General features: G+C 36.1%; 13 protein-coding genes and 1 rRNA gene. 5 read left to right on the top strand and 9 right to left on the bottom strand.

Annotated features, from left to right (window positions below; all coding sequences use genetic code 11):
• From ACIQ6Z_RS07180 to ACIQ6Z_RS07155, 6 genes are all read right to left on the bottom strand, one after another.
• The coding region (locus ACIQ6Z_RS07180) for a LysM peptidoglycan-binding domain-containing protein (protein WP_396210235.1) at window positions 1–1,116 on the bottom strand (1,116 nt) is incomplete at its 3' end.
• A gap of 10 nt (window positions 1,117–1,126) precedes the next feature.
• Window positions 1,127–2,659: a glutamine-hydrolyzing GMP synthase gene (guaA, locus tag ACIQ6Z_RS07175; protein ID WP_396210236.1), complete on the bottom strand. Its 1,533-nt coding sequence runs from the start codon at window positions 2,657–2,659 to the stop codon at window positions 1,127–1,129.
• Window positions 2,660–2,802: 143 nt separating this feature from the next.
• A complete protein-coding gene (locus ACIQ6Z_RS07170) occupies window positions 2,803–3,981 on the bottom strand; it encodes an AIR synthase related protein (protein WP_396210234.1) in 1,179 nt (392 codons plus the stop codon).
• Between the two features lie 75 nt (window positions 3,982–4,056).
• Window positions 4,057–4,500, bottom strand: a complete 444-nt coding sequence (locus ACIQ6Z_RS07165; RefSeq protein ID WP_396210233.1) for a hypothetical protein — start codon at window positions 4,498–4,500, stop codon at window positions 4,057–4,059.
• Window positions 4,501–4,508: 8 nt separating this feature from the next.
• Window positions 4,509–5,327 (bottom strand): OmpA family protein, encoded by an 819-nt coding sequence (locus tag ACIQ6Z_RS07160; RefSeq protein WP_396210232.1) that lies wholly within the window; start codon window positions 5,325–5,327, stop codon window positions 4,509–4,511.
• A 266-nt stretch (window positions 5,328–5,593) separates the two neighbouring features.
• The gene (locus ACIQ6Z_RS07155) at window positions 5,594–7,060 is read right to left on the bottom strand and encodes an aminoacyl-histidine dipeptidase (RefSeq protein ID WP_396210231.1); all 1,467 of its coding nucleotides are present in this window, start codon (window positions 7,058–7,060) and stop codon (window positions 5,594–5,596) included.
• A 99-nt stretch (window positions 7,061–7,159) separates the two neighbouring features.
• Here ACIQ6Z_RS07155 and ACIQ6Z_RS07150 point away from each other — a divergent pair, with 99 nt between their 5' ends.
• Genes ACIQ6Z_RS07150 through ACIQ6Z_RS07140 form a run of 3 tightly spaced genes read left to right on the top strand, consistent with a single transcriptional unit; the run spans window position 7,160 to window position 9,350 of the window.
• Window positions 7,160–8,212: a DUF3810 domain-containing protein gene (locus ACIQ6Z_RS07150; protein WP_396210230.1), complete on the top strand. Its 1,053-nt coding sequence runs from the start codon at window positions 7,160–7,162 to the stop codon at window positions 8,210–8,212.
• Window positions 8,213–8,241: 29 nt separating this feature from the next.
• Entirely contained in the window at window positions 8,242–8,736 is a 495-nt protein-coding gene (locus tag ACIQ6Z_RS07145; RefSeq protein WP_396210229.1) for an RNA polymerase sigma factor, read from the top strand.
• A gap of 2 nt (window positions 8,737–8,738) precedes the next feature.
• Entirely contained in the window at window positions 8,739–9,350 is a 612-nt protein-coding gene (locus ACIQ6Z_RS07140; RefSeq protein ID WP_396210228.1) for a hypothetical protein, read from the top strand.
• 47 nt (window positions 9,351–9,397) lie between these two features.
• Here ACIQ6Z_RS07140 and ACIQ6Z_RS07135 read toward each other — a convergent pair whose 3' ends face one another.
• Together ACIQ6Z_RS07135 and ACIQ6Z_RS07130 are read right to left on the bottom strand one after the other, a co-directional pair.
• On the bottom strand, window positions 9,398–10,207 hold the full coding sequence (locus ACIQ6Z_RS07135) for a lysophospholipid acyltransferase family protein (RefSeq protein WP_396210227.1): 810 nt from the start codon (window positions 10,205–10,207) through the stop codon (window positions 9,398–9,400).
• Between the two features lie 114 nt (window positions 10,208–10,321).
• Window positions 10,322–10,966 carry an NUDIX hydrolase gene (locus ACIQ6Z_RS07130; RefSeq protein WP_396210226.1) on the bottom strand — a complete coding sequence of 215 codons (645 nt, stop codon included), beginning with the start codon at window positions 10,964–10,966 and terminating at the stop codon, window positions 10,322–10,324.
• Window positions 10,967–11,033: 67 nt separating this feature from the next.
• On the opposite strand from ACIQ6Z_RS07130, the gene ACIQ6Z_RS07125 reads away from it, so the two are divergent.
• Complete coding sequence (locus tag ACIQ6Z_RS07125; protein WP_396210225.1) at window positions 11,034–11,477, top strand: DUF4268 domain-containing protein; 444 nt, start codon at window positions 11,034–11,036, stop codon at window positions 11,475–11,477.
• 72 nt (window positions 11,478–11,549) lie between these two features.
• The gene (gene msrB, locus ACIQ6Z_RS07120) at window positions 11,550–12,026 is read left to right on the top strand and encodes a peptide-methionine (R)-S-oxide reductase MsrB (RefSeq protein WP_396210224.1); all 477 of its coding nucleotides are present in this window, start codon (window positions 11,550–11,552) and stop codon (window positions 12,024–12,026) included.
• Window positions 12,027–12,443: 417 nt separating this feature from the next.
• Here msrB and rrf read toward each other — a convergent pair.
• Window positions 12,444–12,545: ribosomal RNA gene (rrf, locus tag ACIQ6Z_RS07115) — 5S ribosomal RNA — on the bottom strand; the annotation flags it as partial.

Raw genomic sequence — 12,545 nt, 5'->3', positions numbered from 1 at the left:
CAATCCTTTCAACAGATTCGTAATACTAAGAATCGTACTTGCTTTTTCTATTTCTAACACTACAAAATTGGTTTTTCCTTTGACCAATTGCGATTTGAATTGCGCCACATCAAGAGCTCCTTTATCGTTAAAAGCAGCTTGTTTAACCCAAGGATAGTTTTTTGTCAAATACTCTTTTGAAGCTTCTTTTTTTGTACTAATAATGGCAACAACATTCCCGTTTTTTAGCTTGAAATATTGAAATAATTTAGCTTTCAATTGGTCTTCCGAAGGGATTGCATAATACAAATTAGGAAAGGATGAACCGCGTTCTTTTGATAGCGGCGATATGACCGGAATATCATATTTTGATAGCAATTGTGCTGTAGTTTCCACAAATGAATTTTGGAAAGGACCAATTACCACATCAACATTTGAAAAATCGTTTTTAGCAATAATTGATGCCACATTAGAGGTGTATTTTGAACTTTCCACATCATAAATTTTTACATTGACCGGAATTCCTAATGCCCTAGCCGAATCAATTGCCATCAAGGCACCTGAATAATAATCTAATGTTAGGTTTAAAAATTTATTGGTTTTTAGATGCTCTGTTCGGGTTTTAAGCGAATCGTTTTCAATTTTATTGATGTTAAAGGGCATAAACAAAACCAGATTTCTAGTTTTTGTTTTGGAAACCGTTTGCAGCAAATCTAGTTTTTCTTTGGCTATGACACTTAGCGGAAGTGCATTCTTTTTGGTAGGCAATATCAATTGGAATCCTTCCGACAATGCCTCTTTCACCGATGGATTTTTAGCTAATATTGCCTCAACAGTAATTCCGAATTTTCTAGAAATAGCATATAAAGTTTCTCCTTTTTGAACCACGTAGGTGGTATCGTTTGCCGAAGTTACAAGGGCTGAAAAACCATTTTTAGCAGGAATCATCAAGGTTTGATTTTCTTTGATTCCAGTACTGGCTTCCGGATTGAGTTTGAGGATTTCATTAGGTGATATTTCATATTTTTTGGCAATAGCATACAAGGTTTCCCCTTTAGCTACAACATGTGTTGCTTGCTTTTGTCCGAAAACAAAAACAAAATTCAAACATAAAATGAGCACCCAAATCTTTTTCATCCTATCGTATTTATTCCCATTCAATGGTTGCGGGTGGTTTTGAACTAATGTCATAGACCACACGATTGACCCCTCGAACGTTATTAATTATTTCATTTGAAATTTTCATTAAAAACTCATAAGGCAAATGTACCCAATCGGCAGTCATACCGTCGGTAGATTCCACTGCGCGTAACGCTACAACTTTTTCATAGGTACGCTCATCTCCCATTACCCCTACACTGTTTACCGGCAATAAGATCGCTCCTGCTTGCCATACTTTATCGTATAATCCGTGTTCTTTTAATCCGTTGATAAAAACGGCATCTACTTCTTGTAAAATAGCTACTTTTTCGGCGGTAATATCGCCTAAAATACGAATCGCTAATCCGGGTCCAGGAAACGGATGACGTCCTAATAATTCATCATCAATACCCAAGGATCTCCCTACGCGACGTACTTCATCTTTGAACAACATACGCAAAGGCTCTACCACTTTTAATTTCATAAAATCAGGTAAACCACCTACATTGTGATGTGATTTAATGGTTGCAGATGGACCGCCCGTTGCCGAAACAGATTCAATAACATCGGGATATATGGTACCTTGACCCAACCATTTTACATCGGTCAGTTGGTGTGCTTCATCATCAAAAACTTCGATAAATGCTTTTCCAATCGCTTTTCGTTTGGCTTCTGGATCATCTAAACCCGCTAAGGCATCCAGAAAACGTACCGAAGCATCAACTCCTTTTACGTTCAATCCCATTCCTTTATATTGATCCAATACGTTTTGGAATTCATTTTTACGCAATAATCCATTGTTTACAAAAATACAGTATAAGTTTTCACCAATGGCTTTATTTAATAAAACCGCAGCTACTGTAGAATCCACTCCGCCAGATAATCCTAAAACTACTTTATCATCACCAATTTTGGCTTTCATATCTGCAATTACTTCTTCCACAAATGCATTTGGAGTGAAGGTTTGTTCCACTTTTGCAATTTTAACTAAGAAATTTTCTAACATTTGTTTTCCATCAGTAGAGTGGTAAACCTCTGGGTGAAATTGAATGGCATAAGTCGTTTCGCCTTCAATTTTATACGCTGCATTTGCCACATCTTTTGTACTGGCAATCATGACTCCGTTTGTAGGTAATTTTTTGATGGAATCGGAATGCGACATCCATACTTGGCTGTTTTCTGAAACGCCTTCCAAAAACACTTCGTTTTCTTTAATGAAAGAAAGATTGGCTCTTCCGTATTCTCTAGTATTGGAAGCGGCTACTTCGCCACCTGAAAAATGCGCTAAATATTGTGCACCATAACAAACCGCTAACAAAGGTTTTATACCTCTAATTTCAGATAAATCTGGATGCAATGCTTCTTCTGATCGCACCGAACATGGACTTCCGCCTAAGATTACCGCTTTATAAGACGATAAATCCGATGGGATTTTATCGAATGGGAAAATTTCACAAAAAATATTCAGTTCTCTTACTCTACGTGCAATTAATTGGGTGTATTGCGAACCGAAATCTAAAATTAATACGTTGTTCATTATTTTAAAGTTTGAAGTTAGAAGTTAGAAGTCGGAAGTTAAAAACTTTACGAAAAAAAACTTAAAACTCAGTTGTGTGTTTTATTTTATTTTTTGACTAATAATAGAAACTAATTACTAATTACTCTTCACTAATCACTATAATATTAATATTCAAATGTTCCGTATTCCGAAACTATGGTTAATTTTTTTCGATCGGATGTTTCAACGCGACCAACAATCTGTGCATCTATATGAAATGATTTTGAAATTTCAACAATGTCTTGCGCTACATCTGCAGGAACATACAATTCCATACGATGACCACAATTGAAAACCTGGTACATTTCTTTCCAATCGGTTTTAGAATTCTCTTGAATCAATTGGAATAAAGGGGGTACTGGAAACAAATTATCCTTAATTACGTGAACGTTGTTTACAAAATGCAGCACTTTGGTTTGCGCACCTCCACTGCAATGCACCATACCGTGGATTTGATTTGAATTGTATTTTGATAGTATCTTTTTAATCACTGGAGCGTACGTTCTAGTAGGAGACAACACTAATTTACCGGCATTAATTGGACTATTTTCAACCGAATCTGTCAATTGAGTTTGACCCGAATACACCAATTCATTAGGAACCGAAGCATCAAAACTTTCAGGGTATTTGGACGCCAAATAGTTGGCAAAAACATCGTGACGTGCGGAAGTTAAACCATTACTTCCCATACCGCCATTGTACTCGGTTTCATAAGTTGCTTGACCAAAAGAGGCCAATCCAACAATGACATCACCCGCTTGAATAGTCGCATTATCAATTACATCGGCACGTTTCATACGAGCCGTAACGGTAGAATCTACAATAATAGTTCGAACCAAATCACCCACATCGGCAGTTTCACCTCCTGTTGAATGTATGGTAACACCGTGTTTTTTCAATTCCAAAATTAGTTCTTCTGTACCGTTGATAATTGCCGAAATAACTTCAGCTGGAATTAGATTTTTATTTCTTCCGATGGTAGAAGACAATAAAATATTATCGGTTGCTCCTACACACAATAAATCGTCAATATTCATAATTAACGCATCTTGCGCAATGCCTTTCCAAACCGAAACATCACCCGTTTCTTTCCAATACATATAAGCCAAAGACGATTTTGTACCAGCTCCATCGGCATGCATAATAATGCAATATTGGTCATCATTCGTTAAATAATCTGGGATGATTTTACAAAATGCCTGCGGAAACAAACCTTTATCGATGTTTTTTATCGCGAGATGTACATCTTCTTTTGAAGCCGAAACTCCGCGTAAATTATAGCGATTGCTAGTGTCAGAACTCATGAATATATTGTGTTGTTGTTGTCTTGCAAAGATAGTTTTAAAATTTAGAATTTAGAAGTCTGAATTTAGAAAAAATTAGATTTTTATCACATAAATTCCGTCTACCACCTCTGAAACATGTTGTGTTGTTTGAATGTTTTCTATGGTAAATGAGGTATAACATTCTTCAACTTTTTCGGAAACATCATGTGTAATGGTAATTTCACTAAAGGCTGATGTTTCCTCGTTTGATAAGGTTATAATTAAGGAATTATTGGTCAAATTTCGAGTATCAGGAAACAACTGAATCAAATTTGAATTGGGAATGAAGCGAAACGGAATCGCTTCTCCCTCTGAATCAACTACGCTAATTTGTGTAGGCAAAAACGTTTCATTTTCAAAAACATTTTGTTGGGAATAATTTCCAATAACATTCACAAAAAAGGAAGCCGGTGTAGCCCGATCACCTTCCAAACATTTATCACAACTCATGCTTACGAACAAGCCCAACATAAGTACAAAGTACGTTATCTTTTTCATAGGTATATTTATTTGCTTAGTATTTCGATTTCTACACGTCTGTTAGCAGCTGCCTGCACTTCGTTTGCTTCAGGAATTGGAAAAATGGGTTGCGACACTCCAAAACCTTTCGTTTGTATGCGATACTGTGGTATGCCATTGTATACCAAAAACCGCTTAATTTGTTTGGCTCGATCAGACGACAAATTGCGATAATCTTTATCGATACAACAAATATGACCTTGAATCTCGATTTTAAGATTTTCGTTATTTTGCAGTACAAACAGCAAATCATAAAGGGCTCCTTGCGATTCGGGAACCGTAGCAAATGTATTTTGATAAAAATTAATGTTTTTTAATACAATTTTTGTTCCCACTTTAGCCCATTTAACTTTTTCTGCTAAGGTAGCATTCTCAGGAAGAGGCGGCACATCAATAGGCGTTACTATTCCTAAAATTTCATTTTCCTTGTATACCTCTTTTTCTGTCAAGAAATGTAGAGTTGCTTTTCGATTTTCGGCTTTATTAAGAGAGGTAGCGCCTTTTTCGCCCAAAGAAATGCTTTTATAATCAGATCTAATGTTGATTTTTCCATTGACTTGATCAAAAATATAGCGAACTCTTTTTTGCGACAAGGTATCATTGTAGCCTATTGAACCAACTTCGTCGGTTGAACCTGTTATCGATAAAATTTTTGAAGTTTTATTTTGGACTATCCAATCATTTAATTTGCTCAATTCGGCAGGTTGCAATTCAAATTTATTAGTTTCAAAATACACCGTGAATTGCTCTTGCGAAAAGCCACAAAAACCGATGCAAAAAAACAGTATTAATCCGAAATATTTCATAAGGCTATTTTAGACGCAATATAAGATAAAATTACCAAAGTTAAATTTCAATAATTTAAATTTTAACTCTGCGGTTTTCGTTGTGTTCTTCTTCAGTACTTACAGAAATTTTATGATTGAGATGCAAATTTCCAAAACTTTAATATTGCAATCGGTTTTTTATCTTTTTAGTGCGGAACTACTCTCAACATAGCAAATGATACTCCATGAAACAAAAAAATCCCGATGTAAATCGGGATTCTATATATACGCTATTTTCTATACGCTTAATTCTTTACTGGAATATTTTCTAAAATTTCCACAACAAACTTCCAAAACTTCTGTGACGATGAAATGGAGGCTCTTTCATCCGGGCTGTGTGCGCCGTGAATAGTGGGTCCAAAAGAAATCATGTCCATGTTGGGATAATTCGTACCTAAAATACCGCATTCTAATCCAGCATGGCATGCCACTACTTTTGGAGCAGAGCCGTTTTGTTTTTCGTAAATTGATGTCAGTACCTCTAAAATTTCAGAATTTACGTTGGGTGTCCAACCGGGGTAGCTTCCACCAAACTCTACTTCGCAACCAAACAATTCGTATGCAGAACGCAAAGCATTGGCCAAATCCATTTTAGAAGTTTCAACGGATGAACGCGTTAAATTCTGAATCGAAATGTGTCCGTCTTTCACAATCACACGAGCAATGTTATTCGAAGTTTCTACCAAATCTTCCATATCGGCCGACATTCTATACACGCCATTGTGTGCCGCATAGATCGCTCGTAGTAAACCTTCTTGTACGCCTAAATCCATTACTTTCGCTGGAACCACATCGTTTTTAACGATAGCAATGGTTAAATTGGGTTCCATCGTTTTGAATTCGGTTTTGATATCACCAATTACTTCTTGCATGTCAAACACAAAGGCTTCATCATACATTTCGGCAATAATAACTTTAGCGACACTTTCTCTCGGAATGGCATTGCGTAAACTTCCGCCCGAAACTTCAGCAATTTGTAACCCAAAATTCTCAAACCCGTCAAACAACAAACGGTTCATAATTTTGTTGGCATTTCCTAATCCTTTGTGAATATCCATTCCAGAATGCCCACCTTGTAAACCTTTAACGGTAATGGTATATCCCACAGAACTTTCGGGCGTTTCTTCTTCGCTGTAACTTCTTGTAGCAGTTACGTCGATGCCACCCGCACAACCGATGTCAATTTCGTCGTCTTCTTCGGTATCTAAATTCAATAAAATTTCACCTTTAAGTATACCACCTTTTAAGTTCAAAGCACCGGTCATTCCGGTTTCTTCGTCTATTGTAAACAAAGCTTCAATAGCAGGATGTTTGATAGTAGTTGCTTCCAATATCGCCATAATCATCGCTACTCCTAGCCCATTATCAGCCCCAAGCGTTGTTCCGCGGGCACGAACCCAATCACCATCGACATACATATCAATTCCTTGGGTATCAAAATCAAAAGTAGTATCGTTATTTTTTTGATGCACCATGTCCAAATGCCCTTGAAGGACAATCGGTTTGCGGTTTTCCATTCCGGGAGTTGCAGGCTTGCGAATGATTACGTTTCTAATTTCGTCTTCAAACGCTTCTAGTCCTAAACTATTTCCGAAATTCTTCATGAATTCAATCACACGCTCTTCTTTTTTAGACGGACGCGGTACCGCATTTAAATCGGCAAATTTATTCCAAAGCGGTTTGGGCTCCAGATTTCTAATTTCTTGGCTCATATTTTTTTGTTTCAAGTTTCAAGTTTATGGTAACAAAGTTACAAAGTAAAATTGCTTTACAAATTGAATTGTGATTATATTTACGTTTTAAAAAATGCTGTGAAAAGAAAATTCATCCTTCCATTGTCCCTTATCCTACAAATCATCGTGGTAAAAACGATAGGTTTATTTCCTGATTTTGTTGAAACTTGGTACAGCAAAGGTTTTTATCCCAAGTTAACCCATGCCTTTCGAACGGCATGGGGTGGGTTGCCCTTTTCGTTTGGCGATGTACTTTATTTTATCGTGATAGGATTCTTAATTCGATGGATTTGGAAACACCGAGTTGGTTTTTTTACCGAATGGAAAAATAACGGATGGGCCATTTTGAGTTGGATTTCGGTGTTTTATTTTTTCTTCCATTTGCTTTGGGGCATGAACTATTACCGGGTTCCGTTGCACGAAAAACTACAGCTAAACAAAGACTATTCGGTTGAACAATTGCGCATTTTTACCGAAAAAATGTTGGTCAAAACCAATGAACTGCAATTGCAAATCACAAAAAAAGATGCTGTAGCTGTAGTAATTCCCTATTCGGATGCGGAAATTTACAATTTAGCCGTAAAAGGATACCAAAAACTACCACGCGATTTAAACGAATTCCATTACAAAAACCAAAGCATTAAAAACTCTTTATTTAGTTTGCCTTTAAGTTATATGGGATTTGGTGGTTATTTTAATCCATTTACCCATGAAGCCCAGGTCAATAATTTGAAGCCCAAATATACATCGCCTTTAACAACCTGTCATGAGATAGCACATCAAACGGGCATTGGCAGCGAAAGCGAATGCAATTTCATAGGATTTGTTACGGCCAGCAAACACGATGATTTGTATTTTCAATATTCGGGCTATAGTTTTGCTTTGCGTTATGGCATTACCAATCTAGAAGCATTAAAAGAAGGAAGCTCTAAACCTTTTTTAAAAAAAATCAATAGAGGTGTCTTGAAAAATTTTGAGGAAAGCGAGTTGTTTTGGACGCAACACAATACACCAATCAATACCTTTTTTGAATGGTTTTATGATAAATTCTTAAAAGTCAACCAACAAAAAGAAGGTATGGAAGGGTATAGTAAATTTGTCGGACTTGTTATTGGGTACGAAAAAATGTAACAAAATAGACCATTCAACTACCAATGAGTATGAAATCTGAATCGGAAGCACTTTTTGTCAAACAACTCAAAGAAAATCAGAATATAATCCACAAGATTTGTCGGTTATATACTACTGATGCCGATGCGCATAAAGATTTGTTTCAAGAAATAACCATTCAGTTATGGAAAGCCTTTCCAAACTTTAGAGGGGATTCAAAATTTACTACTTGGGCCTACCGCGTGGGCTTAAACACTGCCATCACTTTATACCGAAAAAAGAAGAGAACCATTGATACTATTGAATTTGATAATACGTTTCATAGGGTTACTCAAGAGGATTATAATTTTGAAGAAGAAGAACGATTAAAATTACTGTACAGCGCGATTAGCGAGCTAAATGACATTGAAAAAGCACTTGTCTTCTTGTATTTAGAAGATAAAGACTATACTGAAATTTCAGAAACATTAGGAATTACAGAAGTGAATGCACGGGTAAAAATGAATCGTGTGAAGGGAAAATTAAAAAAAATATTAAATCCGTAATTATGGATGTATTAGACCTATTAAAAAAAGACTGGAAGAAAAAGGAGCACATCTTTGATCAAGTCTCTGAAAACGAAATTTACAACATGTTGCACAAAAGATCATCTTCTATAGTAAAGTGGATCTTAATCATCAGCATACTCGAATTTGTAATCTTGAACGGATTAGGCTTCGTGATTTCCAATAAGGAAATTGAAAATTTTGAAAAGCTTCACCCCTATTTGAACCTTATTGAAAAAGCCAATTATTTTATTTTATTGGGCTTCATCTACCTGTTTTATAAAAATTATAAAAGCATCAGTGTGATGGATTCATCCAAAAAACTGTTACAAGATATATTTAAAACCCGAAAAACTGTTAATTTCTATATTTATTGGAATATATTTATCAGCTGCTTTTTGGGAACATTTGGAGTGATTGATGGATTCAACAAAGGAATTGGAGATGGTAACGGTTCGCATACAGAATTTTCTACAGTAACCTATATTCTTATTTTTGGATTCAGTTTGCTATTGGTTTTTGGGCTGATTATTGGTTTTTACAAATTACTCTACGGGATATTGTTGCACCGCTTGAACAAAAATTACAAAGAGCTCCAAAAAATGGATTTATAAAAAAAGGGTATTGAACGATCAATACCCTTTTTTTTATTTTATTGCGATTAATAACGCCACATGCGTTCTTTATCTAATTTCGCTTTTTCTTCCAATTCTTCAGCGGGGAGTACTTTTAATAAAGAAGGATGTTGTTCAATTGCAAATTCAATCATTTCTACTACATCCTCTACAGTAGCCGTTTCATAATCTATTTTTAACGGTTCTTTAATCACCATAGACTGTAAAATACCTTTCTTTTTAATAAGCAATCCTTTGCGATCAAAAGAACGTCTAAAACCATCAATTACAATAGGAACCACAATGGGTTTGTGCTGTAATATAATGTGCGCTGTTCCTTTTCGAACGGGTTTAAAAGATCGTGTGGTACCTTGAGGAAAGGTAATAACCCATCCGTCTTCTAGAGCTATTTTAATGTTTTCAGTATCGTTTGGATTGACCTCTTTTTTTTCATCAACATCTTTCCCTTTGGCTCGCCAAGTACGTTCTACAGTAATAGCACCAGCATAGGCTAAAATTCGAGGCAACCAACCTTCTTCCATGGTTTCTTTAGCCGCAACATAGTATAAATTGAGCTTTGGATTCCACAAATAAAACACATTTTTAATATTATTTTCCCTTCCTTTTAAACTAGCATTAAACACATGAAACATGGCCACCACATCTGCAAAATACGTTTGGTGATTCGAAATAAACAAAACATTGGTATCGGTTAAATTCCGAATGATTTCAGAACCTTCAATATGCAGCGTATTGAAACTCTTATAGCGTCGATGGGTTAAAAACCCTGCGATGCGAATCAACCACGTTTTTAAAAATAATATATGTCCGAAAGGATTTCTTTTAAATAATCCCATAGTCTATTACGGTTATACAAAATAAGTAGGCAAATGTAGTAAAATCGAGCATTTTAAAAAGTAAAAATGAATAAAATCACAAATTAACGATGGACTTTTAAATAATTGCTTTTACTAGTAGGACATGGCATTCTTAATGACTTCTTTTAATTCGCTCATCATCATTGCGGTGGCACCCCAAACCACATACTTATCTACCTGAAAAGCAGGGACTTCAATAGTAGCTGCGTAGGAAGTAGACATTGTTACTTTTGTAAGAATTTGCTCATCCAAAAAATCGGCAACAGAAAGTTCTAATACTTTTTTAACCTCTGTAGGATCCGGGATAAAAGTCAATTCTTCGTGTGCTACCCCCATAAAGGGTGCCACTAAAAAATTACTGGGTGGAATGTAAATTTCACTAAACGTCTTAATCAATTGGATTTGATGTGGCGCTATGCCAACTTCCTCATGGGTTTCACGCAATGCCGTTTCGGCCAAATTAGCATCGGACAATTCCACCTTACCTCCTGGAAACCCAATCTGTGATGAATGCACTCCTGGGTAAGAATTTCGAACAATCAAAGCCAAATGAGTCGTTTCGTTTTTGGGATAAAATAACATTAGTACAGCTGCTTTTTTAGGGTTTTTATCCAAATAATGGGTTTCATCCATATAAGAAATACGTTCTAAAGGTGCCATTTTTATATGTGCGTCTCGAGAAAGCAGCGATTCTTTTTCTATCTTTGGAAGGTGTTTAACAAAATCCGTAAAAAGCATACTATTGCATTTAATTCATTTAAAGATAATGATTTTTAAGCAGAGTAAACTTACATAAATTAATAATATGTTCAGTAAAGAAGAAGCGCTACAAATAAAAAAAGATTTTTGGATTGCATTCGCAGAAGCCTATCCTAGAAAATGGTTACTCTACAACACCAAGATCAAAGATGTCACATTTAAATTTTATGTTGATAATAAAAAAGCGCAAGTGCTATTGGATATTGAGCCCAAAGATGAAGAAAAAAGAAAAATTTACTTTGAAAAAGTATTCTCGTTGAAGACCATTCTTTTAGAAAAATATATAGAAGAAGCCATTTTTGAGCGTAATTATTATTTAGAAAGCGGAAAAATAATCAGCCGCGTTTGGGTTGAAAAAACAGGCATTAGTATAAACAACAAAAACACTTGGGAAGCTGTTTTTGAGTTTTTTAATGATAATATGGATGCATTTGAGCGGTTTTTTTATGAAAATCAAGATTACATTAAAGATCTAGAAATTAACACTTAGTATATGTTTTTTATATCTTGTTTAACTAAGTAATTATTTTGCTTCGATTATATTTGAAAAAAAATAACCCACATGAGAAATCTAGCTGTTATTCTTGTAGTAAGTATTGTGTACTCTTGTACCGGTCAAAACCAAAACCCAACACCAATGAACATTGCCGTAAAAAAAACCGAAGCCGAATGGAAAGCCAAACTTTCCGAATTGGAATATGACGTATTGAGAAATAAAGGTACTGAGCGACCATTTACTGGGGAATATCACAATCATTTTGAAATGGGAAAATATGTTTGTGCTGGATGTGGTAATGATTTATTTACTTCCGACACAAAATTTGACTCACATTGTGGTTGGCCTTCCTTTGATTCAGCCATAAAAGGTTCGGTTATCTATAAAAAAGACAACAGTTATGGCATGGAGCGCATCGAAGTCATGTGTGCAAAATGCGAAGGACACTTGGGGCACGTTTTTGATGACGGTCCAAAAGAAACAACCGGACAACGTTTTTGCACGAATTCTGTTTCCATCAAATTTGTTCCAATAAGAAAGTAACCAACTAAGACAATACACAAAATCCGACTCTTTGTCGGATTTTTTTTTGAAGCACAACAGCTGTATTTGCAGACCAGTCGTCGTGTGTTCCGTTGTAGTCCCTTCGGGCGCTGTCACTTCACCCACGGCTATACTTGACGGGTTGTACTGCAAAACTATTAAAGCCGATAGCGCGGATTTATAATCCGTGCCCACAAAACGCATAAAAACAAAAAAGCCTGTTCGTTTGAACAGGCTTTTCAAAAAAAGGCGGCGAACCGACCAGCCTTGGCGGGGAACGCGGCGTACCTATAAAAAAAATAACCCCAGCTTAAAAAGCTGGGGTTACTAAAAAAAGGCGGCGACACGAACGCAGTGACTGCGCCGAACCGCTTGAAAACAAAAAAGCCTGTTTCGTTAGAAACAGGCTTTTCAAAAGAAAGGCGGCGACATACTCTCCCACATAACTGCAGTACCATCTGCGCAATCGGGCTTAACTTCTCTGTTCGGAATGGGAAGAGGTGAGCCCCGACGCAATAA

The sequence above is a fragment of the Flavobacterium sp. genome, assembly GCF_044376915.1.
In the GTDB taxonomy this organism is placed as follows: Bacteria; Bacteroidota; Bacteroidia; order Flavobacteriales; family Flavobacteriaceae; genus Flavobacterium.
This window is presented reverse-complemented; position numbering and strand designations above follow the sequence as displayed.